Consider the following 24,505-nt stretch of genomic DNA (forward strand, 5'->3'; position numbering starts at 1 on the left):
TGCTCCTGATGCGTCTGGCAAGTCCCCTGCTGTCCCGGAGGAGGGGGCTTCCAAGGCGGGTGCCATCCCCCGATAAGTCTCTGTGATGCTTGGCGCAGGGGGGTGATTGGCTTATAATGCGCAGCATCAAACGACAAGCCGACGTGGTGAAATTGGTAGACACGCTATCTTGAGGGGGTAGTGGCGAAAGCCGTATGAGTTCGAGTCTCATCGTCGGCACCATAAATAAAGCAGGCCGCCCGCGCAAAGCGGGCGTTTGCTTGCAGGCAGCAGCTTTAACTGCTATCGGTTGCGGGAGCTCAAGTGATGTTGGAAGCCTATTTTCCAGTTCTTGTTTTTATCCTGTTTGCGGCTGCTTTCGGTTTCATACCTATTGTTGCGGGTTCGGTTCTCGGTCCCAGCAAGCCTGACGCCGAAAAGCTATCTCCCTTTGAGTGTGGTTTCGAGCCCTTCGAGGATGCTCGGATCAAGTTTGATGTCCGTTACTATCTGCTTGCAATCCTTTTTATCCTATTTGATCTCGAAATCGCGTTCCTGTTTCCCTGGGCGACTATTTTGAGGGAAATTGCTGCCAATGAAGCCATTCGACTTTTTGGCTTCTTCGAGATGATTGTCTTTCTTGGCATTCTTCTGATTGGTTATATCTACGTGTGGAAGAAGGGTGCGCTCGACTGGGAGTGATATCTCCTGGCTGGGTAGTCTCTGACGCGTGAATTGTTGCTTAAAGGGTGTCTATGAGCATCGAAGGTGTCTTCAAGGAAGGGTTTGTAACCACTTCTCTTGATACGGTAATCAACTGGACTCGTACAGGTTCGCTGTGGCCCATGACCTTTGGTCTGGCCTGTTGCGCGGTCGAGATGATTCATGCCGGCTGTTCCCGCTATGATCTGGATCGATTTGGTATTGTTTTTCGTCCGAGTCCGCGCCAGTCCGACCTGATGATCGTCGCGGGCACCCTGTGCAACAAGATGGCCCCAGCCTTGCGCAAGGTTTATGACCAGATGTCTGAGCCGCGTTGGGTGATTTCCATGGGTTCCTGCGCGAATGGTGGCGGCTATTATCATTATTCTTATTCCGTTGTTCGTGGTTGCGACCGCATAGTGCCTGTGGATGTGTATGTGCCAGGCTGTCCTCCCACTGCAGAAGCGCTGCTTTATGGTCTTGTTCAGTTGCAGAACAAGATCAAGCGCGAATGCACGATCGCCCGCTGATTGCTGACCATCATGAGTGAAAAATTAGAGCGCCTGAGCCAGTTGCTTGCCGAAAAACTCGGTGACCGAGTCAAGCAGACTGTTGTTGCTCATTCAGAGGTGACGATCGTGGTTGCTGCTGCGGACTACGCTGCAGTAGCTCTTCAATTGCGCGATGATCCTGCATTCCGCTTCGAGATTGCGGTGGATCTGACGGGTATTGACTATTCCGCCTACTCCGGGCGCGAAGATGGACCGCGTTTTGCGGTTTCAGTCCATCTGCTGTCGGTCAGCAACAACCAGCGTCTGCGGCTTCGTGCCTTCGTCGAAAACGATGACTTTCCTGTGCTTGATTCTCTGTGCGAGGTCTGGCCGGGTATCAACTGGTTTGAGCGTGAGGCATTCGACATGTTCGGAATCATGTTCTCGGGTCATCCTGATCTGCGCCGGATACTGACTGACTACGGTTTCGTGGGTTATCCATTCCGCAAGGATTTCCCTATTTCCGGTTATGTTGAGATGCGTTACGACCAGGAGCAGGGGCGCGTGGTCTATCAGCCCGTAACCATTGAGCCTCGGGAAAATACTCCGCGTATCGTGCGCGATGAGAATTATGGGAATGTAGGCCATGGCTGAGATTCGTAACTACACCATCAACTTCGGTCCTCAGCACCCTTCTGCACACGGTGTGCTCCGTCTGGTTCTCGAGCTGGACGGTGAGGTGGTCGAGCGCGCCGATCCTCACATCGGCCTGCTGCATCGTGGCACGGAAAAGCTTGCTGAAACCCGTACCTGGGTGCAGTCGGTGCCTTACATGGATCGTCTGGATTACGTCTCGATGATGTGCAATGAGCATGCTTATTGCATGTCCATCGAGCGTCTGCTTGGTCTTGAGGTCCCACTGCGTGCGCAGTACATCCGGGTGATGTTCGATGAAGTGACCCGGATTCTCAATCATCTTCTGGCGGTCGGCACTCATGCTCTGGATATTGGTGCCATGACCATGGTGCTCTATACCTTCCGGGAGCGGGAAGACCTGATGGATGCCTATGAGGCCGTGTCGGGTGCCCGGATGCACGCAGCGTACTACCGGCCTGGCGGTGTGTACCGCGACCTGCCGGATCGCATGCCCCAGTACGAAGTGTCCAAGTGGAAGACAGCCAAGACGGTTGCCGAGCTGAATGAGAACCGGCAGGGCTCCCTGCTGGATTTCCTTGAAGACTTCACCCGGCGTTTCCCGAAGTACGTAGACGAATACGAAACCCTGCTCACCGACAACCGCATCTGGAAGCAACGGACGGTCGGAATCGGCGTGGTATCACCCGAACAGGCTCAGGCGCTTGGTTTTTCCGGGGTGATGCTGAGGGGGTCTGGCGTCGAGTGGGATCTGCGCAAGAAACAGCCTTACGAAGTCTATGGTCAATTGGACTTTGACATCCCCGTTGGTACTGCGGGTGATTGTTATGATCGCTATCTCTGCCGGATCGAGGAAATGCGTCAGTCCAACCGGATCATCAAGCAGTGCATTGACTGGCTGCGCAGGAATCCGGGACCGGTCATCTCCGACAATCACAAGGTAGCCCCTCCTTCCCGGGAGAAGATGAAGAGCAACATGGAGGAGTTGATCCACCATTTCAAGCTTTTCACGGAAGGCATGCATGTGCCCCCGGGCGAAGTTTATGCGGCTGTGGAGCATCCCAAGGGCGAATTCGGCGTTTATGCCGTGTCCGACGGTGCCAACAAGCCCTACCGCCTGAAGCTTCGCTCGCCAGGATTTGCCCACCTCTCCGCGATGGACGAGATGTCTCGCGGGCACATGATTGCCGACGTCGTGGCGATCATTGGAACCATGGACATCGTGTTCGGTGACGTGGACCGCTGAGGCGGAATCCTGATGCCAAGCGCCCCTAATGAAACTCTGCTGACCGTAGAAATCAAAATGCTGAGTCCGGAATCCTTGAAGAGAATCGATCGGGAGCTTGATAAGTACCCGCCCGATCAGAAGCAGTCTGCCACCATGTCTGCGCTGCGTATCGCGCAGGAAGAGAAGGGCTGGCTGGCCAGCGAGACCATCGAGTTCGTGGCCGAGTACCTGGGTCTTCCCGCTATTGCAGTGTATGAGGTGGCGAGTTTCTACAACATGTATGACCTCGCTCCGGTGGGCGCAAAAAAGATCACTGTATGCACCAATCTGCCCTGTGCCCTTTCGGGTGGTGTCCATGCAGCGGATTACATCAAGAAGAAGCTCGGCATCGATTTCAATGAAACCACCGCGGACGGCTGCTTCACCCTCAAGGAGGGTGAGTGCATGGGTGCCTGTGGTGATGCTCCCGTGCTGTTGGTGAACAACCACAGGATGTGCAGCTGGATGACTGAGGCAAAGATCGATCAACTCCTGGCTGATCTGCAAAAATGACTGATCAAGGCATCATTCTCTCCGGTCTGGATGGCGATCGTACCTGGCGCCTCGCAGACTACGTGAAGCGCGGCGGATACGATGCGCTCAAGAAAATCATTGCCGAGAAGATCCCCGCGGATCAGATCATCGGTGAAGTGAAGAAGTCTGCTCTCCGTGGTCGGGGTGGTGCCGGTTTTCCCACGGGGTTGAAGTGGAGCTTCATGCCCCGTGCCTTTCCGGGCGCCAAGTATCTGGCGTGCAATTCCGATGAAGGCGAGCCGGGAACCTTCAAGGATCGGGATATCCTGCGTTACAACCCTCACACCGTCATTGAAGGCATGATCATCGCAGGCTATGCGATGGGCTGTGAGCGGGGTTACAACTACATTCACGGCGAGATCTTCGAGGTTTACGATCGCTTCGAAGAGGCTTTGCAGGAAGCGCGCGAAGCCGGGCTGCTGGGCAGGAACATCCTTGGATCCGATTTCTGCTTCGATTTGTTCGCTCACCACGGGTACGGTGCTTATATCTGTGGCGAGGAAACTGCGCTGCTGGAGTCCATCGAAGGCAAGAAAGGCCAGCCACGGTTCAAACCGCCTTTCCCCGCCAGCTTTGGTCTCTACGGCAAGCCGACCACCATCAACAACACCGAGACCTTTGCCTCCATCCCTTTCATCATTCGGGAGGGTGGAGATGCATTCCTGGCTCTCGGCAAGCCGAATAACGGTGGTACCAAGCTTTTTTCCGTGTCAGGTCACGTGAACAAGCCTGGCAACTACGAGATTCCCCTTGGCACACCTTTTTCCACCTTGCTTGAAATGGCTGGTGGCATGCGGGGTGGTCGCAAGCTCAAGGCAGTGATCCCCGGCGGATCGTCGGCACCTGTCCTGACCGGAGCCGCCATGATGGACTGCACGATGGATTACGACAGCATCTCCAAGGCCGGATCGATGCTGGGCTCGGGTGCAGTAATCGTCATGGATGAAAGCACATGCATGGTCAAGGCGCTGGAGCGTCTGTCCTATTTCTATTTTGAGGAGTCCTGCGGCCAGTGCACCCCCTGCCGTGAAGGAACCGGCTGGCTTTACCGGGTCGTTCATCGCATCGAGAGCGGTCTTGGTCGTCCTGATGATCTGGATCTCCTCAACAGCGTGACTGCCAACATCATGGGCCGGACCATCTGTGCCCTGGGTGATGCAGCGTCCATGCCGGTTCAGAGTTTCATCAAGCATTTTGGCGACGAGTTCGCCTTCCATATCGAACACAAGAAGTGCCTCGTACCGAAGGAAGTTCAGTACGAAGGCAGCAAGATTTACGTGGCGTAGGCTCGACATGCTAGAAATCGAAATTGACGGAAAGCAGTTGCAGGTTCCTGACGGTAGCACCGTCATGGAGGCCGCCAACCAGGTCGGCGCCTATGTGCCGCATTTCTGCTACCACAAAAAGCTCTCCATTGCTGCCAACTGCCGGATGTGTCTAGTCCAGGTGGAGAAGGCGCCCAAGCCCTTGCCGGCCTGTGCGACGCCTGTCACCAACGGCATGAAGGTCTGGACCCACTCCGAGCAGGCAGTGAAGGCCCAGAAAGGGGTGATGGAATTCCTGCTGATCAACCACCCGCTGGATTGCCCGATCTGTGACCAGGGTGGGGAGTGCCAGTTGCAGGATCTTTCGGTGGGGTACGGCGCCGGTCAATCCCGCTATCAGGAAGAGAAGCGCGTCGTTGCCAACAAGGACCTTGGTCCTCTGGTGTCCACCGACATGACCCGCTGTATCAATTGCACCCGCTGTGTCCGCTTTACGTCGGAGATCGCGGGCCTCATGGAGCTGGGCCAGGCCTTCCGCGGCGAGCATGCCGAAATCATGACGTTCGTCGAGAAAACGGTGGATACGGAACTCTCTGGCAACATCATTGACCTCTGTCCGGTGGGTGCCCTGACTTCCAAGCCGTTCCGGTTCGATGCCCGGGCCTGGGAAATGTCCCGTCGCAAATCCGTGAGTCCCCACGACTCCCTGGGTAGCAACCTGATTGTTCAGGTCAAGCACGATACGGTCAAACGGGTTCTACCCCTCGAGAACGAAGCAATCAATGAGTGCTGGTTGAGCGACAAGGATCGCTTTTCCTATGAAGCGCTCACGGCTGGCGAACGTCTTGCCAAGCCCATGGTAAAGCAGGGTGGTCAGTGGCTTGAAACGGACTGGAGCACGGCTCTCGAGTACGTGGTCAATGGTCTGCGGTCGATTCAGGCCGACCATGGCAAGGATTCGGTGGGTGCCCTTGTGTCCCCCCACAGTACGCTGGAGGAGATGTATCTCGTCCAGTCCCTGATGCGCGGTATTGGCTCGGACAACGTCGACTTCCGCCTGCGCCAGGTGGACTTCAGCAATGATGGCAAGATGGCGGGGGCGCCCTGGCTGGGTATGCCCATCGCTGAAACGGGTACGTTGGATCGCCTGCTGGTGGTCGGCAGTTTCTTCCGCAAGGATCACCCGTTGCTGGCGCAGCGTGTCCGTCAAGGTATCAAGAAGGGCCTCAAGCTCAGCGCAATCAATTCGGCCTTCGACGACTGGCAGATGCCCGTTGCGAATACGTTGTGCGTGGCGCCCAGTGGAATGGCGGCTGCCCTGCTGGCAGTGCTCAAGGCACTCGTGGAGGTTACCGGCAAGGATGCTGGCCCCGCATTCACTGATGCGCTGCAGGGGGTTTCGGCAAGCTCCGAAGCACGCGCCATCGCAGAGAGTCTGGCATCGGGTCGCCGTGCTGCGGTTTGGCTCGGCAATGCCGCCGTGCAGCATGGTGCTGCGGCAACCCTCCATGCCATTTCCCAGGAAATCGCTCAACTGGCTGGTGCTCGTTTCGGCGTCATCGGTGAAGCAGCGAACAGCGTCGGAGGTTACATCGCAGGCGCCATTCCTTTTGGGAGCGAGGGTCACGGCAAGAACGCTGTACAGATGCTGACCCAAGGCCTGAAGGGGTATGTTCTCTTCAATCTTGAGGCAGAGCTTGATACCGCTTTTGGCAATCAGGCTGCCGAAATGATCGGCAAGGCAGAAATGGTAGCCTTGTGCACGCCCTTCAAGTCTGCCAAGGCACTTGAATACGCCGATGTTTTGCTGCCCATTGCGCCTTTCACTGAAACGGCGGGAGTCTTCGTCAACACCGAAGGCCGAGCTCAATCTTTCCATCCTGTTGTGAAGGCCCTGGGGGATTCCCGCCCAGGCTGGAAAGTGTTGCGTGTAATCGGAGAGATGCTTGGCGTTCAGGGTTTTGATTTCGACAAGGTTGAAGAAGTCCGCAAGCGCGTGCTCGACGCTGATGGTCTTGTGGCAGACGTCAGGCTGGACAACACGGTCCGGATTGACTCAGTCGCTGTTGAGAAGGGTAAGGGCGGCATCGAACGCGTGAGTGATGTCTCCATTTATGCTGCCGATGCCCTGGTCCGTCGTGCCCCGGCCCTTCAGGCGACTAAGGATGCTGAACAGCCGAAGGCCCGCATGAGCGCAGCAACCCTCGGACGACTGGGCATCCAGTCTGGCTCGTCCGTTCGTGTCGGTGGTGTCGTCGTTCTGGACGCGCTCGAAGATAAGGGTGTGGCAGACAATTGCGTCCGTATCGCTGGGGGGCATGCCCTGACGGCGTCCCTGGGTGCCCTGTTTGGTGAAATCAGCGTGGAGCGGGTGTAATGGAATCGTTCATCGAGCCTGTCGCGGCATTTTTCGGGCCTTCATGGCCCCTCGTCTGGTCGCTCGTGAAGATCATCGGCATCATTGCGCCGCTGTTCCTGTGCGTTGCTTACCTGACCCTTGCCGAACGCAAGGTGATTGGCTATATGCAGGTCCGCATTGGCCCCAACCGGGTCGGTCCGCGTGGTCTTCTCCAGCCGATTGCCGATGGTGTAAAGCTGCTGCTGAAGGAGGTCATCGTACCGTCGGGTGCCAACAAGGGCCTGTTCATCCTGGGACCGGTGCTGGCCCTCGGACCGGCACTGGCTGCCTGGGCAGTGGTTCCGTTCAGCGATGGCTGGGTCATCGGCAACGTGGATGCCGGCCTGCTGTTCCTGCTCGCGATCACCTCCATCGAGGTGTACGGCGTGATCATCGCGGCCTGGGCTTCCAACTCCAAGTATGCTTTCCTGGGTGGCATGCGTGCAGCAGCCCAGATGGTGTCCTATGAGATTGCCATGGGTTTCGCGCTGGTTTGCGTGCTGATGATCTCCTCCAGTCTGAATCTGACTTCCATCGTCGAGAGCCAGGGCAAGGGGCAATGGGCAGAGTGGGGCTTCGGCTTCCTGAGCTGGAACTGGTTGCCGCTTTTTCCGATGTTCATCGTTTATCTGATTTCAGGCATCGCAGAGACCAACCGCGCACCTTTCGATGTGGTGGAAGGCGAGTCCGAGATTGTTGCAGGTCACATGGTGGAGTACTCCGGCATGGCTTTCGCCCTGTTCTTCCTGGGTGAATACGCCAACATGATCCTGATCTCGGCATTGACCTCCATCCTCTTCCTGGGTGGCTGGCTTTCGCCGGTGGGTTTCCTTCCTGACAGTTTCGTCTGGCTGGCACTCAAGACGTCTTTCATCCTGTTCCTGTTCCTCTGGTTCCGCGCGACCTTCCCCCGTTTCCGCTACGACCACATCATGCGTCTGGGCTGGAAGGTTTTCATTCCGCTGACATTGTTCTGGGTCGTCGTCGTCGCCGTGTGGGTGATGTCTCCCCTGTCGATCTGGAAGTGAGGGTAAGAAAATGGGTTCGATGAAACAATTCGTTGGCAGCCTCTTCCTGAAGGAGCTCCTGAAAGGGATGGCTCTTACCGGCCGCCACTTCTTTGCCCGCAAGATCACGGTTCAGTTTCCCGAGGAAAAAACGCCTCAGAGTGCTCGCTTTCGGGGGCTGCACGCCCTGCGCCGCTATCCTAACGGTGAAGAGCGCTGCATCGCCTGCAAGCTGTGTGAAGCAATCTGTCCTGCCATGGCGATCACGATCGAGTCGGAGCAGCGTGACGACGGTTCCCGCCGCACCAGCCGTTATGACATCGATCTGACCAAATGCATTTTCTGCGGTTTCTGCGAGGAGGCCTGTCCGGTGGATGCCATCGTGGAAACCCGGGTGTTCGAATACCACGGCGAAAAGCGGGGAGATCTGTATTACACCAAGCAGATGCTGCTTGCGGTGGGGGATCGCCACGAGGCTCAGATTGCCAAGGATCGCGAATCCGAAGCCAAGTTCCGCTGATCGGTCGCAGGATCAACATTCTTCCCGGAAGACACCCATGGATTTCCAGTCAGTTGTTTTTTATTTCTTCTCGACGGTGCTTGTCCTGGCCTCGCTGTGCGTGATCACTGCGCGGAATCCAGTACATGCAGCCTTGTTCCTTGTGCTGGCCTTCTTCAGTGCCAGTGGCATCTGGATGCTGCTTCGCGCAGAGTTTCTCGCCATCGCCCTGGTGATGGTCTATGTCGGTGCGGTCATGGTGTTGTTCCTGTTCGTTGTGATGATGCTTGACATCAACATTGAGCGCATTCGCCAGGGGTTCTGGAGCTACCTGCCCGTTGGGGCCCTCATCGGTATCCTCATGGTGGTCGAAATGTCCATCGTGCTGGGTGGGAAGTATTTTGGTCTGGATGCAATGCCTGCTCCCGGTGATGTTGAAGAGGGATATAGCAATACCAAGGAGTTGGGGCGTCTGCTTTACACCGAATACGTTTATCCGTTTGAACTGGCGTCCATCGTGCTGCTGGTGGCGATGATTGCTGCAGTGGCACTGACCCTGCGCAAGCGCAAGAACGTGAAGGTCATCGACCCGGCCGCGCAGGTTGCGGTCAAGCGTGACGATCGTGTGCGCATCGTTTCGATGCCCGCGGAAAAGGATTGAAATTTCTGCTGACGATCGTCAGGGAGGACTTTGCATGCTGTCTTTGTCTCATTACTTGATTCTCGGCGCGATTCTGTTTGCGATCGGCGTCGTCGGGATTTTCCTTAACCGGAAGAACCTGATCGTGCTGTTGATGGCCCTCGAACTGATCCTGCTGGCGGTCAACCTGAACTTTGTTGCGTTTTCCCACTATCTGGGAGATGCAGCGGGTCAGATCTTTGTTTTCTTCATTTTGACCGTGGCAGCTGCTGAAGCTGCAATTGGTCTGGCCATTCTCGTCGCTCTGTTCCGTAACCTGCGGACGATCCACGTGGATGACCTGGACAGCCTCAAGGGATAAGGAAGCGTTTCGATGACGGAGATGCAGAAACTCTATCTGTTGGTACCGCTGGCGCCGTTGTTCGGTGCCATCATGGCGGGCCTTTTCGGGAAGGTGATCGGGCGCGCAGGCGCTCACACGGTCACCATTCTCGGTGTGGCAGTTTCCTTTGTGGCTTCCCTGGTCATTTTCCAGGACGTCCAGGCAGGCAACGTGTTCAACGGGAATCTCTATACATGGGCGACCAGTGGAGATCTCAAGCTGGAGGTCGGTTTCCTGATCGACTCCCTCACCACCATGATGATGTTGGTGGTGACCTTCGTGTCACTGATGGTTCACATCTATACCATCGGCTACATGTCCGAGGATCCGGGCTACCAGCGTTTCTTCAGCTACATCTCGTTGTTCACCTTCTCGATGCTCATGCTCGTGATGTCGAACAACTTCCTGCAGCTGTTCTTCGGCTGGGAGGCGGTGGGCCTGGTGTCCTATCTGCTGATCGGTTTCTGGTACACCCGACCGACGGCAATCTTTGCCAACATGAAGGCCTTCCTGGTGAACCGGGTCGGTGACTTCGGTTTCCTGCTGGGCATTGGTCTGGTGGCAGCCTTTGCGGGCACCCTCAACTACGCGGAAGTCTTTGCCAAGGCCAACGAACTGGCCGGCATGACCGTCCCCGAGACGGGCTGGCCCCTGATCACTGCGATCTGCATCGGCCTTTTCATCGGCGCGATGGGCAAGTCGGCCCAGGTTCCGCTGCATGTCTGGCTGCCGGATTCCATGGAGGGTCCGACCCCGATTTCCGCATTGATCCACGCTGCCACCATGGTTACGGCGGGTATCTTCATGGTTGCCCGGATGTCTCCCTTGTTCGAGCTCTCCGAGACCGCGCTGTCCTTTGTGCTGGTGATCGGTGCCACCACTGCACTGTTCATGGGCTTCCTGGGTATCGTCCAGAACGATATCAAGCGCGTGGTGGCCTACTCGACCCTGTCCCAACTCGGCTACATGACCGTGGCGCTGGGCGTGTCCGCGTACTCTGCAGCGGTATTCCACCTGATGACCCATGCCTTCTTCAAGGCTCTGCTGTTCCTGGGTGCCGGATCCGTGATCATCGGCATGCATCATGACCAGGACATGCGCAACATGGGTGGCCTGTGGAAGTACATGCCGATCACCTGGATCACCTCGCTGCTGGGCTCCCTGGCCCTCATCGGTTTCCCGTTCCTGGCCGGCTTCTACTCCAAGGACATGATCATTGAGGCGGTGCATCTGTCTCACATCCCGGGTGCGGGTTACGCCTACTTCTGCGTGATGGCAGGTGTGTTCGTGACGGCCTTCTACTCTTTCCGGATGTATTTCCTGGTATTCCACGGGAAAGAACGTTTCGGCAAGGCTCATGACGATCACCACGCTCACGACGCGCATGCCCATGAGGATGACGAGCACGGCCATGACGAGCACCATCACGGTCTTGCGCCGGGTCAGAAGCCTCACGAGTCGCCCTGGGTCGTCACGCTGCCCCTGGTTCTGCTGGCCATCCCGTCCGTCATCATCGGTTACCTGGCCATTGAGCCGATGCTGTTCGGTGAGTTCTTCAAGGGTGTCATCCACTTTGGCGAAAACCATACCGCCATGCGCGAACTGGCCGAGGAGTTCCACGGTGCCGCAGCCATGGGTATTCACGGTCTGACCTCTGTGCCTTTCGCCCTGGGCATGGCGGGCGTGGTGACGGCCTACGTGTTCTACATGGTGGCACCGGCAATTCCGGCTGCAATCATGCGCACTTTCAAGCCGATCCATACCCTGCTTGAGAACAAGTACTACTTCGACAAGTTCAACGAACTGGTTTTTGCCGGTGGCGCTCGTCTCCTGGGCAAGGGATTGTGGAAAGTGGGTGATCAGGCGCTGATCGACGGAATGGTGGTGAACGGTTCCGCCAAGTTCGTCGGCTTCATCGCGCAGCTGTCCCGGTTGTTCCAGAGCGGCCACATTTATCAGTACGCGTTCTCGATGATCATCGGTGTGTTCATCCTGCTGACCTTCTGGTTCAACCGCGGGTGACAGCTTCTTTGTCGAGCCTGGTATTAGAGAGATTTAGGACTTGAGCGCCGGCAACGGTGCATAGAACGGAAAGTAGAGATGACGGGTATTCCATTCCTCAGCCTTGCGATTTGGGTTCCGATCGTTGGTGGCCTACTGGCGCTAGCTTCGGGGTCGGACCGTAATGCGTCGGTCGCCAGATTCGTAGCCTTGCTGTCTGCGCTCGCGGGTTTGGCGGTCAGTATTCCGCTCTATACCGGCTTCGATGTTTCAACCAGTGCGATGCAGTTCGTCGAGTCCTATCAATGGATTCCCCGCTTCAACATCAACTACGTACTGGGCGTGGACGGCATCTCGGTGCTCTTCGTCCTGCTCAACAGCTTTATCACGGTGATCGTTGTGGTGGCGGGCTGGGAAGTGATCCAGCAGAAGGTCAGCCAGTACATGGCGGCCTTCCTGATCATGTCCGGTCTGATCAACGGAATCTTCAGTGCCCTAGACGGCGTGTTGTTTTACGTCTTTTTCGAGGCTTCGCTGATTCCGCTGTTCATCATCATTGGCGTGTGGGGTGGAGCGAACCGGGTGTATGCAGCCATCAAGTTCTTCCTCTACACCCTCGCTGGTTCCCTGCTGATGCTGGTTGCGTTGCTGTACCTGTTCATGGAGTCCGGTGGCAGCTTCAGCATCCTTGACTGGCATCAGCTCAAGCTCGATATGGATGTACAGTCCCTGATCTTCTGGGCCTTCCTCGTGTCCTTTGCGGTCAAGGTGCCGATGTTCCCGGTGCATACCTGGCTGCCCGACGCCCACGTGGAGGCACCCACGGGGGGCTCCATCGTGCTGGCAGCCATCGCCCTTAAGCTGGGCGCTTACGGTTTCCTGAGGTTTTCCCTGCCCATTGCGCCGGATGCCAGCCAGGCTTTCGCGCCGATGATGATCACGCTGTCACTGATCGCTGTCATCTACATCGGTTTTGTGGCCCTGGTCCAGACCGACATGAAGAAACTGGTGGCCTATTCGTCGATTTCTCACATGGGGTTCGTGACCCTGGGTTTCTTCATCTTCAATCCGTTGGGTATCGAGGGTGCCCTGGTGCAGATGATTTCTCACGGTTTCGTGTCAGGCGCAATGTTTGCCTGTATCGGTGTGCTTTACGACCGCATGCATTCCCGCCAGATCGCTGATTACGGTGGCGTTGTGAATGTGATGCCCAAGTTTGCTGCCTTCTTCATGCTTTTTGCGATGGCCAATTCAGGTCTGCCTGCCACCTCCGGGTTTGTGGGTGAGTTCATGGTGGTGCTTGGGGCGGTGCAATTCAACTTCTGGGTTGGCTTCGCTGCGGCCACCACTCTCATCGTGGGTGCCGCCTACACGCTGTGGATGTACAAGCGGGTCGTGTTTGGCGGAATCACCAACAAGCACGTGGCAGAGTTGACGGATATCAACAACAGGGAGTTTGTTTTCCTCGCGATCCTCGCGATCTGTGTTCTGGCCATGGGTATCTACCCGTTCCCGATCACGGAAGTGATGCATGCATCGGTTAATGACCTGCTCAAGCACGTGGCTGTGAGCAAGCTCTGACCTCCTGTATTCGAGAAGAAAACCACCGGATTGTGGCCTGAAGATGAACTTTGTTATTCCTGACTTTTACCCAGCGGCAGCGGAGCTTTTCGTAGCTGCCATGTCCTTTGTCGTCCTGTTGTCAGGGACGTTCATGAAGGATGCCCGCAACCTGGTTTACACCCTGACCCAGATCACGCTGTTCGGGGCTGCTGCCATCACCCTCGGGACGATGGATGGCCAGGTCAATTTCACGTTCAGCAACATGTACGTGGATGACCTGATGGGTGACTTCCTCAAGCTGGTGACTTATTTCTCGGTTGCAGTGGTACTCCTTTATGCAAGGGGCTACATGCGGGACCGCAAGATCGAAACCACCGAGTACTACGCCCTGGCCATCTACGCTACCTTGGGCATGATGGTGATGATCTCGGCAAACCATCTGCTGTCCCTTTACATGGGCCTGGAGATGATGTCCCTGTCGATGTATGGCATGGTGGCGCTGCAGCGGGACTCCGTGAAGTCCACCGAGGCGGCGATGAAATACTTCGTCCTGGGCGCACTTGCCTCTGGCCTCCTGCTCTATGGCATCTCGATGATCTATGGTGGCACGGGTACCCTCGAGCTCTCGGGGATCGCTCAGGTGATCTACCACCAGACCGGCAATCGCACGGTTCTGATGTTCGGCCTGGTTTTCGTGGTTGCAGGTCTGGCCTTCAAGCTCGGTGTCGTGCCCTTCCATATGTGGATTCCCGATGTCTATCAGGGTGCTCCCACGTCCGTGACCCTGTTCATCGCCTCCGCACCCAAGCTCGCAGCCTTTGCCATGGCCATGCGTCTGCTGGTGAATGGCCTCTTTGAGCTGGCGGAGCAGTGGCAGTCCATGCTGATGTTCCTGGGCGTGCTTTCGATCGTTCTTGGCAACCTGGCAGCGATTGCGCAGACCAACATCAAGAGGATGCTCGGTTACTCCGGCATTTCCCATATGGGCTTCATGCTGCTGGGCCTGATGTCCGGTGTGGTGGGCGGCGACCGTCACTTCGCCCTGAACGCCTACAGTTCATCGATGTTCTACATGGTGGCTTATGTACTGATGAGCATGGCCTCCTTTGGCGTGATCCTGTTGCTTTCCCGGGCTGGTTTTGACGCAGAGGATCTTGATGACTTCAAGGGCCTGAACAAGCGCAGTTCCTGGTTTGCAGCCGTCATGGCGATGGTGATGTTCTCGATGGCGGGGATCCCGTTCTTCATCGGCTTCTTTGCCAAGTTCTCGGTTCTGCAGGCTGTTGTGGCTGCCGGCTACCTCTGGCTCGCCATCCTGGCGGTGGTCATGTCGCTGATTGGTGCGTTCTACTACCTGCGTGTCGTCAAGCTGATGTATTTCGATGAGCCGACGGACAGCACGCCGCTCACGGCGACGGCGGACATGCGTGTCCTTCTTTCCATGAATGGTGTCGCCGTTGCTGCCCTGGGTCTGATGCCCCAGGCCCTGATGTCGTTGTGCGCCTACGCGCTGCTCGCTTCCCTCTGAGCAACGGATTGAAAGGGGAGGGCGTCAGGTGGTCTGGTTGATCCTCGCTGGATTGTTTTGCCTGGCAAACCTCCCTTTTTTTACCCGCCGTTTTTTGTTGATCTTGCCGATTCGGGGCAATGAAAAAGGAATAGGCACGATCCTTCTCGAGCTTGTCCTGTTGTTTTTGTTTTCGGGGGCGCTGCTACATCATCACGAAGGCAGCCAATTTGGCACACCCTACCGTCAAGGGTGGGAGTTCTATGCAATCTGTGCTTGCCTCTTCCTCGTTGCTGCGTTTCCGGGTTTCGTCAGGCGTTTTCTTTGGCGGTCGGCTTGAGCATCATGTAGGGCGCAGGGGGGCAGTTTTGTCCGAAGGCGATAATGCAGTGCCCTGTAATGTGTATTCCTCACTCAGCCTTGGGTTCTCGATAGCGCATGATTCAGAAGACTGAAAATTTTGTGATCGTGGGGCGGACCAGCGACGGGCGAACGTTTCGTCCCAGTGACTGGGCAGATCGGTTATGCGGGATCATGTCTGCTTTTGGAGCGGATCACCGGATGAAGTATTCCCCCTATGTCAGGCCGGCCTGTAACCTGAAGGGGGATAAAACAGTACTGGTGGATGCACGGATTCACGACATCGAGCCACTGGCTTACAATTTCCTTCGCAATTTTGCCAAAGACAACGATCTTCAGGTAGAGATACTGCCTGACGACTATTTTATTTAAGGTGCTGCGGCACCTTTTTTTTGGCCACCCCGAGCCAGTATTCCCACATTTGATTCCCGCCAAAACGACAGACCAGAGTTTGTGGCTTGAGGCGTCAGATTCCGGTGTTGCGGCCTTGAGGCAGGTGATTCCGCATGTTCTGATCTATGGCCCAGACGGCGGCTTCCAGGCGAGAGCGGAATTTGAGTTTTTTAAGCATATTCTTGATATGGACCTTGACGGTACCCTCTGCGATGTTCAGGTCGCGGGCAATCAATTTATTTGAAAGTCCGCTGGCCAGGCAGGCGAGGATGTCCTTTTCCCGGTCCGTGAGGGGCGCAATACTGCGTTCTGCAGCTTGGGCTTCGTCGCGAAGGGATCGGGCCAGAAGTCCATTCAGGCGCTCGCTGATGACGATTCTCCCTCGCTGGGCTTGCACGATCCGCTCCAGCAGTTCTTCCGGTTCCATGTCCTTGAGTAGATAGCCATCGGCTCCGGCGCGGATGGCGGAAACCAGGTCGTCTGCGGCATCGGAAACCGTGATGATGAGGATTCTGGCTGCCAGATCAGCTTCCCGGAGCGCCTTGAGGGTTTCGATACCATTCATGCCCTTCATGTTAAGGTCGAGAAGGATGAGATCGGGCTCCAGGGCCCGGGCCAGTTCCAGACCTTCCTCCCCGCTCGAAGCCTCGCCGATCAGGTGAAGTTCATCGTTCAGAGCGAGCAGTTGGGAGACACCTTTGCGGAACAAGGGGTGATCGTCAATGATGATGACGGAGCAGGGAGACAAAGCGTGCATGAAGGACCTTCACGGGAGTGTGATGCCATTTTCTCTCGGAAGTGCATCGTGGGGGAACTGGAGCTGGACTTCCGTGCCACCCGCAAGCCGGCGTGACACGAGGAGGTTTCCATCCAGGCTATGGGCGCGGTCACGCATGATCACGAGGCCGTAGCGGTTCAGGGGCGGATTGCTGGTGTCCATGCCGATTCCGTTATCGCTGATCCGAACTCGCAGATGGCCGCTTTCAGTCTGCTCCAGGCATATCTCTACTTGAGTTGCCCGCGCATGGTGTTCGATGTTCGCCAGGGCTTCACGAATGATCTGGAGAACATGGATTTCCCTTTCGGGGGAGAGGTCGATGTGTTCAAGGTGGTCTGCCAGTCTGACCGGCACGTGAGTTCGATGGGTGAAGGCCTGAATGCTGTCTTCGATCGCAGCCCGGAGGCCGCGGTCGTCGATCCGAAGGCGGAAGGTGGTCAGCAGTTCTCTCAGTTGCCGGTAGGCTTCATTCAGGCCGTCCCGGAGTTCCTGCACGACATCCATGACGGGCCCGGTGGCGTTGCTTTTGCCTGAGAGCAACGCCTGCAGGCGGGTTACCTGGATTTTCAGGTAGGACAGGGATTGGGCCAGGGAGTCGTGGAGTTCCCGGGCTATCACCGACCTCTCGTCCATCAGGCTGAGTCGATGGCGTTCATGATTGCGCTGCATCGTGGCCAGGGCGCCCCCCACATGACGACCTACTGCCTCCATGAGATCGACCTGCCAGCGTTCGGGCAGCAGGTTCCCTTGCAGTCGCAGCAAGATGGTGCCGTGATTTTGATCCCCGTCAAAGAGGGGGACGCTGAGGAGGTGACGTCCTGAAGGCTCCGTGTCGACGCGCAATCGGGCTACCGGCGTGCCACCCTCACCGTTGTGCTGGCAATAGGCCAGACATGCCTGCTGAAGACTGGCTTGATCTTCCGTGCTGCCGATGGCGGGCATGCCTGCCAGGTGAGCGCGCCCAAGACAGACCAGGCCAGCGTCCACACCGATCACGGCATTCAGCTCCGTCAGTACGAACTGGAGGGTTGCGTGACTGACCGCCCGCTCCGACAGGGTCCGGGTGATGTTGTAGAGGAGGCTGAGGGACTGGTTGCTGCGGGCAAGCTCCCGGGTCTTTTTTGCCACCCGGCGCTCCAGACCAGCATAGCTGGTGGACAGATCTTCCACCATGAAATTGAAGGCTTCCCCCAGTTGTCCCAGCTCGTCGGGTTGGCGGGGGGGGACCCGGGTCGTGAAGTCTCCGCTCCGAACCCGATGCGCGGACGTCAGAAGAGCACGGAGGGGATGCAGAACGTCCTTCTTGAGCTGGAGTACGGCGCCAATGCTGACGAGCCCGAGCAGGATCAATGAAACCGCCTGGGCAAGGCGGAGCAGATGCAGCTTGGCTTCCAGCCCTTCTTCGACAAGCTCAACAAGGTGATCGATATGGTGCACCAGTTCCAGTGTTCTGGTGGTGAGCTCCGGGTAATGACGCTGCTCGCTTGCAGCCTCCTGGGCCAGAGGTTTGTAGATCTCCTGCCAGTAATTGCCGACGGCCGCGTGGGCTACACGGATGGGGTGATCGAGTGCCTGGGGGAGAGCGTGCACAAGACCTGAGCTTTGATGGCGTCGTTCAAATTCATCGATGGCCGTCGTCAGGAGGGAGTGGTTTGCGTGGTAACTGCCATGGACGCTTGCCTGGACAGCATAGGATTGCATGCGTAGGGATCCAGCGATGTTGATGGCCTTTGCATCCCCACTGGACAGTTCGACGACCGTGATCGACATCAGGATGGAGGCAGCGGCCAGGGCTGCCATCGCGGATATCCACGCGCCCATGCGCCGCACGACGGAGGGCTGTTTGTGCCGAAATGTCATGGAGGCTGAGGATGCAGGATGCACGGAAGACAGGTCACAGAAACCGGGAAGCGTGGATTCTGGGCCAGAGTTCAGCCCGAGGGAAGCCGGTGGGCTGGATGCTCCGGGAAAATGGTAGTAGGCAGAATCTCCTTCTATTCTCCCTGGATTTTTTAATGGCGCAGGTCAGACTGGGGTTGAGTATGCCTAAATCTATTTGATTCAATGGGTTGTGATTTTATCGAGGGGTAGATTTTGTTACCTACTAAGAGGTAATTTAGTCTATTTCCCTCTCTGTGCTGTTTTGATCCAAGTCAAGTCTAGCCCTCGGATGGACTCCTAGACTGCATCACATGCCTGAAGAGCGTTCGTTATGGAACGCCTTGTTTCCCCCTGGACCGAGAGGTGACATGATGCAAGTCCGTTCCGAAAATCTCATGCTGGTTCTGCGCCAGATACCGCTGCTATCTGATCTGGCAGATTCCATCCTCCTGGAAATTGCTCATGGTGCGCAGGTACTCAGTCTCTCCAAGGGCAAAAGCATCTATGCGGCGGGGGATCATCCCCGCGGTCTCTACCATGTCATGTCCGGTCATCTGAAAGTCTCTGTCTCTTCTCAGGAAGGGGGAGAGAAAGTGCTCGAGATTCTGTCCCCTGGGGATATGTTTGGTTTTGCCGAGCTTTTTGGCGACAGTCCTTGTGTTTCCTCCGTTGATTCGGTCACGCCCGTTGTCCTGCTGTCCCTGACCCGGGAGAGCATGCTGGGCGCCCTCGAGCATGACCTCTGCCTGACCCGCAGGCTGCTTTCTGCGATGGCACGACGCCAGAGCGCCATCGAGAGGGATATTGCTGCAGAGTGCTTCCAGTCGGGGACCTGCAAGCTTGTGGACTACCTGCTGCGTCTGGCCGGACCGGAGTTCGATACTCATGGCATGACACTTGAACTGGCGATTCCCAAGCATGTTCTGGCTGCGCGACTGGGATTCACGCCGGAAACCCTGTCACGGATCTTTCGGGAGCTCTCCGACGAGGGGCATCTGGAGGTGCACGGCAAGCATGTCACCCTGACGCCTGTTTTTTTCCAGACCTTCAGCGTGCGGGTTTCCTCTCGCCGTGGCAGTCAGCTTCCTGCCCGGTGTTCGTCAGCCCAGGCGCCTGCCGCTGCAAGTCGGTTCGACAGGAGCAGCGTGGTTGCGGGTGGGCACCCGGCTTACGCCTGACGGGCTGCCGTCAGCCTCGCAGGCTGATCACTGGCCAGCCTAGAGACGTGGCGTGGGCGAGCAGGGTGTCGTCCGGATCCACGGCCACCGGATGAGTGACCTTGGCCAGCAGCGGCAGGTCGTTGTGGGAGTCACTGTAAAACCAGCTGCGTTCAAAGCTGTTCCAGCACAGGCCCAGGCTTTCCAGCCAGGCTTCCACCCGCTCGATCTTGCCGGCCTTGAATGCGGGCGTGCCACGGGGCCTGCCCGTGAAGACGCCGTTTTCCTGGGCAGGAATCGTGGCAATCAGGTGGGGAATGCCGAAGGCCCGCACGATCGGGCCGGTCACGAAGCTGTTGGTGGCGGTCACTACGGCGACGATGGCACCCCGGTCCAGATGTTCCCGCACCAGCGCCTGGGCCTGCTCGGTCATCATGGGGCGGATCCGGGTCTCCAGGAAGTCCTGGTGCCATGCGTCGAGCTGCTCCCGGCTGTGACGGGCCAGGGGCATCAGCTGAAAATCCAGGAATTCGAAGATGTCCAGGGTGCCAGCCTTGTATTGTTCGTAGAAGGTCTGGTTCCGCGCTTCGTACACTTCCCGGTCGAGGACGCCGCGGGAGATCAGATATTGGGCCCACTCGAAATCCGAATCGCCGGCGAGCAGGGTGTTGTCCAGGTCGAAAAGTACAAGTTCCATGGGGGCCTCAGAGGGTCTGGTCGCGCTGCAGGATCTCCCGCAGCAGGGGCAGGGTGATGGCGCGCTTGCGCTCCAGGGATGCGGCGTCGAGGGCGTCCAGCGTGCGCAGGAGGCTGGTGAGGTCCCGGCGGCCGTGGCGCAGCAGATATTGAACGATCTCCGGTTCCAGCCGGAGGCCGCGGGCTGCCGCTTGGGCGTCCAGGATGGCGGTGCGATCGTCGTCGGTGAGGGACTTGACCTCGAAGATCAGGCTCTGGCCGATCCGCGTGCGCAGATCCTCGCGCAGGCTGAGGTGGAGCGGGGCCGCGCAACCGCTGGTGACGAGGGTCATGCGTAGTCCGCGTGCGGCGTTGAAGGCCCTGAACAGGGCGATCTGGGCTTCGGGACCCAGGGCTTCCACATCGTCCACGGCCAGCAGCAGGGAAGGGGCTTCGGGCAGCATCTCCCCCACGTCGGCTGCTTGGTAATAGCAGGCCGGACGGCCAGCCTGGGCGGCCGCGGTAACCACGCTCTTCAGCAGGTGGCTGCGACCACTGCCCGCGTCTCCCCACAAAAAGAGATGCTGTGGCACGTCCGCCACCGGGATGGTTTCGTAAAGCGCTGCCAGCAGGTCTGCGTTGGAGGCTGCGACGAAGTTTTCCAGCTGGGGGGGATGGTCGGCATGCAGATCGAGGGTGAGTTGCTTCACGGGATGGTCTCGCCAGCACATACCGGGAAAGGGCGGGCGGGCGACTTTTCGGCTAAAATTCGGGTTTGTTTGCGCGCAGCAGCCGGAACACTCCGGTCATTGTGGCGCAAGGCCCGTTAATGTAGCCGGTCGGGGCGGGGCGCTCAACCCAAGGAGCGTTTTTTCCCGGTCCGTCCGGTCGCTTCAGAAGAGATCAAAGAACCCATGAGCTCCCTTACCTATCGCGATGCCGGTGTGGATATCGATGCCGGCGATGCCCTGGTCGACCGTATCAAGCCCTTTGCCAAGCGCACCATGCGCCCCGAGGTGCTGGGCGGTATCGGCGGTTTCGGCGCCCTGTTCGAGATCTCCAAGAAATTCAAGGATCCGGTGCTGGTCTCCGGCACTGACGGAGTCGGCACCAAGCTCAAGCTGGCGTTCCAGCTCAACAAGCATGACACCGTTGGCCAGGATCTGGTGGCCATGAGCGTCAATGACATCCTGGTGCAGGGTGCCGAGCCCCTGTTCTTCCTGGATTATTTCGCCTGCGGCAAGCTGGATGTGGATACCGCCGCCACCGTCGTCCAGGGCATCGCCCAGGGCTGCGAGCTGTCCGGCTGTGCGCTGATCGGCGGCGAGACTGCCGAGATGCCCAGCATGTATCCCGACGGCGAATATGATCTGGCCGGTTTTGCCGTGGGGGCCGTGGATAAATCCAGGATCATCGACGGTTCCACCATCCGCCCCGGCGACGTGGTCCTTGGCCTGGCCTCCAGCGGTGCCCACTCCAACGGTTTCTCCCTGATCCGCAAGATCATCGAGGTCAGCAAGCCCAATCTGGAAGGGGATTTCCACGGCCGCAAGCTGAAGGACGTGATCATGGAGCCCACCCGCATTTACGTGAAATCCCTGCTGGCCCTGATGGAAAAGCGTGATGGCCTCGTCAAGGGCATGGCGCATATTACCGGCGGCGGCCTGCTGGACAATGTTCCCCGGGTTTTGGGCGACACGCTCACGGCGGTCCTGAAGAAGGATGCCTGGCAGATGCCGCCCCTGTTCCAGTGGCTTCAGGGCGCCGGTAATGTGGAGGCCCAGGAAATGTACAGGGTGTTCAATTGCGGTATTGGCATGGTGGTCATCGTTGCCGCCGAGGATGCGGCCATGGCGGCCGAACAGCTTCGCTCCACCGGTGAGACGGTCTACACCCTGGGTAATATTGAAGCGCGCGCGGAAGGTCAGGCCCCGACGGTGGTGATCTGATCCCGATCCGGGCAGTTTGAAAAACGGGTCCTGATGACCCGTTTTTTCATGGAACGTGTCCCGTAGGTCGCCTTGCGGTTCCCGGCTCAGGCGCCTGCGCGTTTTCTGACTGCGTCCACATAGGCCTTGCCGTCTAGCGGGGCCTTGTCCCGCTGGGCTCGCCAGAGGGTTTCACCGAGGGCTTCGAGCACGTCGTGGAGGGCTGCGTGCCGGTCCCCCTGGCGAGCCTGGCACAGCTCGAAGGCTTCCCGGATGCCCGGCGGCTGGTTGATGGAGAGCTGCTCCTCGATGGCCAGGTGCAGGGACAGGTGCAGGAAGGGGTTGATCTGGCCATCCTCGGGGCTGAAATCCTTGTGGATGGCCTCCGGATTGTCCAGCAGGGGATGGTATTCCGGGTGGTGTGCGATCAGGTCCGCCGCAATCACTTCCAGCTGGGTCAGGACTTCGCGGTTCTTGTGCTTGGTCCAGGCCGTCAGGAAGAACTGCCGGGCCTGGTCTCGGGAAGGGTCGAACATGGTCGTTGTTATTCCGTCTTGTCGCGGTAAAGGCAAAGGTCGTGGATGAGGCATGCGCCGCATTTGGGTTTGCGGGCGGTGCACACATAGCGGCCATGGAGGATGAGCCAGTGGTGGGCGTCCCGCAGGTATTCCTTGGGGATGCGGCGGAGCAGGCGTTTTTCCACTTCCAGCACGTCCTTGCCCGGTGCGAGGCCGGTGCGGTTGGACAACCGGAAGACGTGGGTATCTACCGCCATGGTGGGGTCGCCAAAAATGGTGTTCAGAACCACATTGGCCGTCTTGCGCCCAACGCCGGGCAAGGCCTCGAGGGCCTCCCGGTCATGGGGAACCTCGCCCCCGTGACGTTCCAGCAGCTGATGTGACAGGAGCAGGGTATTCCTGGCTTTGTTCCGAAACAAACCGATGGTCTTGATCTGCTCGGAGATGCCCGCTTCCCCCAGACTGACCATCGCTTCCGGCGTGGGGGCCAGGGCGAACAGCCGGCGGGTGGCGAGATTCACGCCCTTGTCGGTGGCCTGGGCCGACAGGACTACGGCCACCAGCAACTGATAGGGGGAGCCGTATTCCAGTTCGGTGGTCGGGTCCGGGTTGGTTTCGCGCAGGCGGCGGAAGGCCTCCGCCACACCGGCCAGCTTCATGTCTGCCATCAGACGGCTTCTGCAGAGATGGGTTCAGCGGGGGCCGGAGGGGGAGCCTTGCTGCGGGCCTGCTTGCGTGCTTCGATCCAGTTGCGTCCGGCGATCAGGAAACCCAGGGCGATGAAAGCCCCGGGCGGCAGGATGGCCACCAGGAAACCTGGATAGGTGGGGCCGAAGAGCTCGATCCCGCTGGCGCCGGGGAGGATCATCTCGATTCCGGAGAACAGGGTGCCGCTGCCGACCACTTCGCGCATGGCGCCAAGCACGGCCAGGACCAGGGTCAGGCCAATGCCCATGGCGATGCCGTCCACCGTGGAGGCCTGAGGTTCATTTTTGGCGGCAAAGGCTTCGACCCGGGCCAGGACGATGCAATTGGTGACGATGAGGGGGATGAAGATGCCCAGGACCCGGTACAGTTCGTGGAGATAGGCGTTGAAGGTCAGGTCCACCACGGTGACCAGTGCGGCGATGATCAGGATGAAGACCGGGATCCGGATCTCGTAGGGAATGAAGTTGCGCAGGGCGGAGATGGCCAGGTTGGCCAGGGCCATCACCAGCACGGTGGCGAGGCCGAGGCTGACCGCGTTGACCACGCTGGAGCTGACGGCGAGGATCGGGCACAGACCGAGGATCTGCACGATGCCGCAGTTCTGCTTCCAGATGCCGTTCCAGGCGATATCCCGCCAGGCTTGGGTGTCCATGCTCATGCTCCGTGATCAGGGTTTTCCGCCGGAGGCGGTGGCGAATAGGCGATGCTGGTTTTCGTGGGCGTAGCGGGTGGCCCGGGCGACGGCGTTGGTCACTGCCCGTGCGCTGATGGTGGCCCCGGCCCGGTAGGCGACCTGGCCACCGTCCTTGCGCAGCTTGCAGCCGGGCAGCTTTGCGGCGGGCAGATCGGCAAACTGGAGGATCCAGGGGGAGGTCTTGTCCCTGTCCTTTTTCAGGTCGATATAGTCGCCCAAGCCCGGGGTTTCCCGGTGGCTGACGACCCGGACACCCGACAGGCTCCCATCCGCCCGGACTGCGACGATCAGGTCGATCCGCCCGCTGTACCCATCCGGGGCGGTCGTCTCCAGAAGCAGCGCGGCGGGCTGGCCACCCTTCCGGGCCCGATATACCCGGCCGCCCTTGTCCAGCCCGAGCTCCGGCGTGACTTCGAGATGCAGATAATCCTCAAGGAGGCTGTTGTCGTAGCTGTTGCCGGGGAGAACCTCGGAGATCAGTTTCATTTTCTCTTCGGTGGCGGACGCTGTAATCGCGTCCCGGG

Annotated in this window: 26 protein-coding genes and 1 tRNA gene; 19 read left to right on the top strand and 8 right to left on the bottom strand. The window is 58.3% G+C overall.

What is annotated here, in order from left to right:
• Positions 1 to 137 precede the first annotated feature (137 nt).
• The 17 genes from PHD22_RS09355 to PHD22_RS09435 all read left to right on the top strand — a co-directional run bounded on the left by PHD22_RS09355 (position 138) and on the right by PHD22_RS09435 (position 15,621).
• Positions 138 to 222 (top strand) — tRNA-Leu (locus PHD22_RS09355).
• 84 nt (positions 223 to 306) lie between these two features.
• Positions 307 to 681: an NADH-quinone oxidoreductase subunit A gene (ndhC, locus tag PHD22_RS09360; RefSeq protein WP_299865495.1), complete on the top strand. Its 375-nt coding sequence runs from the start codon at positions 307 to 309 to the stop codon at positions 679 to 681.
• A 53-nt stretch (positions 682 to 734) separates the two neighbouring features.
• Complete coding sequence (locus tag PHD22_RS09365) at positions 735 to 1,211, top strand: NADH-quinone oxidoreductase subunit B (protein WP_299865498.1); 477 nt, start codon at positions 735 to 737, stop codon at positions 1,209 to 1,211.
• Between the two features lie 12 nt (positions 1,212 to 1,223).
• Positions 1,224 to 1,826, top strand: a complete 603-nt coding sequence (locus PHD22_RS09370) for an NADH-quinone oxidoreductase subunit C (protein WP_299865563.1) — start codon at positions 1,224 to 1,226, stop codon at positions 1,824 to 1,826.
• Complete coding sequence (locus PHD22_RS09375) at positions 1,819 to 3,072, top strand: NADH-quinone oxidoreductase subunit D (protein WP_299865501.1); 1,254 nt, start codon at positions 1,819 to 1,821, stop codon at positions 3,070 to 3,072. The genes PHD22_RS09370 and PHD22_RS09375 overlap by 8 nt, the downstream gene beginning before the upstream one ends.
• A gap of 57 nt (positions 3,073 to 3,129) precedes the next feature.
• Complete coding sequence (gene nuoE, locus PHD22_RS09380) at positions 3,130 to 3,606, top strand: NADH-quinone oxidoreductase subunit NuoE (protein WP_299865503.1); 477 nt, start codon at positions 3,130 to 3,132, stop codon at positions 3,604 to 3,606.
• Positions 3,603 to 4,913 (top strand): NADH-quinone oxidoreductase subunit NuoF, encoded by a 1,311-nt coding sequence (gene nuoF / locus PHD22_RS09385; protein WP_299865505.1) that lies wholly within the window; start codon positions 3,603 to 3,605, stop codon positions 4,911 to 4,913. Before nuoE ends, nuoF begins: the two co-directional genes overlap by 4 nt.
• Positions 4,914 to 4,920: 7 nt before the next feature.
• Complete coding sequence (gene nuoG / locus PHD22_RS09390) at positions 4,921 to 7,269, top strand: NADH-quinone oxidoreductase subunit NuoG (RefSeq protein ID WP_299865508.1); 2,349 nt, start codon at positions 4,921 to 4,923, stop codon at positions 7,267 to 7,269.
• Positions 7,269 to 8,318 carry an NADH-quinone oxidoreductase subunit NuoH gene (gene nuoH, locus PHD22_RS09395; RefSeq protein ID WP_299865511.1) on the top strand — a complete coding sequence of 350 codons (1,050 nt, stop codon included), beginning with the start codon at positions 7,269 to 7,271 and terminating at the stop codon, positions 8,316 to 8,318. The genes nuoG and nuoH overlap by 1 nt, the downstream gene beginning before the upstream one ends.
• A 10-nt stretch (positions 8,319 to 8,328) precedes the next feature.
• The gene (nuoI, locus tag PHD22_RS09400; protein WP_299865514.1) at positions 8,329 to 8,817 is read left to right on the top strand and encodes an NADH-quinone oxidoreductase subunit NuoI; all 489 of its coding nucleotides are present in this window, start codon (positions 8,329 to 8,331) and stop codon (positions 8,815 to 8,817) included.
• Between the two features lie 37 nt (positions 8,818 to 8,854).
• Positions 8,855 to 9,457 carry an NADH-quinone oxidoreductase subunit J gene (locus PHD22_RS09405; protein WP_299865517.1) on the top strand — a complete coding sequence of 201 codons (603 nt, stop codon included), beginning with the start codon at positions 8,855 to 8,857 and terminating at the stop codon, positions 9,455 to 9,457.
• A 34-nt stretch (positions 9,458 to 9,491) separates the two neighbouring features.
• On the top strand, positions 9,492 to 9,797 hold the full coding sequence (gene nuoK, locus PHD22_RS09410; protein WP_299865520.1) for an NADH-quinone oxidoreductase subunit NuoK: 306 nt from the start codon (positions 9,492 to 9,494) through the stop codon (positions 9,795 to 9,797).
• A 12-nt stretch (positions 9,798 to 9,809) separates the two neighbouring features.
• A complete protein-coding gene (gene nuoL, locus PHD22_RS09415; RefSeq protein ID WP_299865522.1) occupies positions 9,810 to 11,840 on the top strand; it encodes an NADH-quinone oxidoreductase subunit L in 2,031 nt (676 codons plus the stop codon).
• 78 nt (positions 11,841 to 11,918) lie between these two features.
• Complete coding sequence (locus tag PHD22_RS09420) at positions 11,919 to 13,400, top strand: NADH-quinone oxidoreductase subunit M (RefSeq protein WP_299865525.1); 1,482 nt, start codon at positions 11,919 to 11,921, stop codon at positions 13,398 to 13,400.
• Positions 13,401 to 13,443: 43 nt separating this feature from the next.
• On the top strand, positions 13,444 to 14,910 hold the full coding sequence (gene nuoN, locus PHD22_RS09425; RefSeq protein ID WP_299865528.1) for an NADH-quinone oxidoreductase subunit NuoN: 1,467 nt from the start codon (positions 13,444 to 13,446) through the stop codon (positions 14,908 to 14,910).
• 28 nt (positions 14,911 to 14,938) lie between these two features.
• Complete coding sequence (locus tag PHD22_RS09430; protein WP_299865531.1) at positions 14,939 to 15,229, top strand: DUF2818 family protein; 291 nt, start codon at positions 14,939 to 14,941, stop codon at positions 15,227 to 15,229.
• A gap of 98 nt (positions 15,230 to 15,327) precedes the next feature.
• Positions 15,328 to 15,621 (top strand): DUF3579 domain-containing protein, encoded by a 294-nt coding sequence (locus PHD22_RS09435; RefSeq protein WP_299865533.1) that lies wholly within the window; start codon positions 15,328 to 15,330, stop codon positions 15,619 to 15,621.
• Between the two features lie 94 nt (positions 15,622 to 15,715).
• On the opposite strand, the gene narL is transcribed toward PHD22_RS09435, so the two are convergent.
• Both narL and PHD22_RS09445 read right to left on the bottom strand, forming a co-directional pair.
• Positions 15,716 to 16,399, bottom strand: coding sequence for a two-component system response regulator NarL (gene narL, locus PHD22_RS09440; protein ID WP_299865536.1), 684 nt, complete (start codon positions 16,397 to 16,399; stop codon positions 15,716 to 15,718).
• A gap of 9 nt (positions 16,400 to 16,408) precedes the next feature.
• Positions 16,409 to 18,220, bottom strand: coding sequence for a HAMP domain-containing protein (locus tag PHD22_RS09445; RefSeq protein WP_299865539.1), 1,812 nt, complete (start codon positions 18,218 to 18,220; stop codon positions 16,409 to 16,411).
• Between the two features lie 449 nt (positions 18,221 to 18,669).
• Here PHD22_RS09445 and PHD22_RS09450 point away from each other — a divergent pair, with 449 nt between their 5' ends.
• Positions 18,670 to 19,479 (top strand): Crp/Fnr family transcriptional regulator, encoded by an 810-nt coding sequence (locus PHD22_RS09450; protein WP_299865542.1) that lies wholly within the window; start codon positions 18,670 to 18,672, stop codon positions 19,477 to 19,479.
• Between the two features lie 10 nt (positions 19,480 to 19,489).
• Here PHD22_RS09450 and PHD22_RS09455 read toward each other — a convergent pair whose 3' ends face one another.
• Together PHD22_RS09455 and hda are read right to left on the bottom strand one after the other, a co-directional pair.
• Complete coding sequence (locus PHD22_RS09455) at positions 19,490 to 20,155, bottom strand: HAD family hydrolase (RefSeq protein WP_299865545.1); 666 nt, start codon at positions 20,153 to 20,155, stop codon at positions 19,490 to 19,492.
• Between the two features lie 7 nt (positions 20,156 to 20,162).
• On the bottom strand, positions 20,163 to 20,843 hold the full coding sequence (gene hda, locus PHD22_RS09460; protein ID WP_299865547.1) for a DnaA regulatory inactivator Hda: 681 nt from the start codon (positions 20,841 to 20,843) through the stop codon (positions 20,163 to 20,165).
• 204 nt (positions 20,844 to 21,047) lie between these two features.
• Here hda and purM point away from each other — a divergent pair, with 204 nt between their 5' ends.
• Entirely contained in the window at positions 21,048 to 22,082 is a 1,035-nt protein-coding gene (gene purM / locus PHD22_RS09465; RefSeq protein WP_299865552.1) for a phosphoribosylformylglycinamidine cyclo-ligase, read from the top strand.
• A gap of 86 nt (positions 22,083 to 22,168) precedes the next feature.
• Here purM and PHD22_RS09470 read toward each other — a convergent pair whose 3' ends face one another.
• The 4 genes from PHD22_RS09470 to PHD22_RS09485 all read right to left on the bottom strand — a co-directional run.
• Complete coding sequence (locus PHD22_RS09470) at positions 22,169 to 22,597, bottom strand: DUF1841 family protein (protein ID WP_299865555.1); 429 nt, start codon at positions 22,595 to 22,597, stop codon at positions 22,169 to 22,171.
• A gap of 8 nt (positions 22,598 to 22,605) precedes the next feature.
• Positions 22,606 to 23,238 (bottom strand): endonuclease III, encoded by a 633-nt coding sequence (gene nth / locus PHD22_RS09475; protein WP_299865565.1) that lies wholly within the window; start codon positions 23,236 to 23,238, stop codon positions 22,606 to 22,608.
• A gap of 8 nt (positions 23,239 to 23,246) precedes the next feature.
• On the bottom strand, positions 23,247 to 23,939 hold the full coding sequence (locus tag PHD22_RS09480) for an electron transport complex subunit E (protein WP_299865558.1): 693 nt from the start codon (positions 23,937 to 23,939) through the stop codon (positions 23,247 to 23,249).
• A gap of 15 nt (positions 23,940 to 23,954) precedes the next feature.
• Positions 23,955 to 24,505: RnfABCDGE type electron transport complex subunit G (locus PHD22_RS09485; RefSeq protein WP_299865560.1), on the bottom strand; the 551-nt coding region annotated here is incomplete at its 5' end.

The sequence above is a fragment of the Zoogloea sp. genome, from assembly GCF_028693495.1.
Taxonomy (GTDB): Bacteria; Pseudomonadota; Gammaproteobacteria; order Burkholderiales; family Rhodocyclaceae; genus Zoogloea.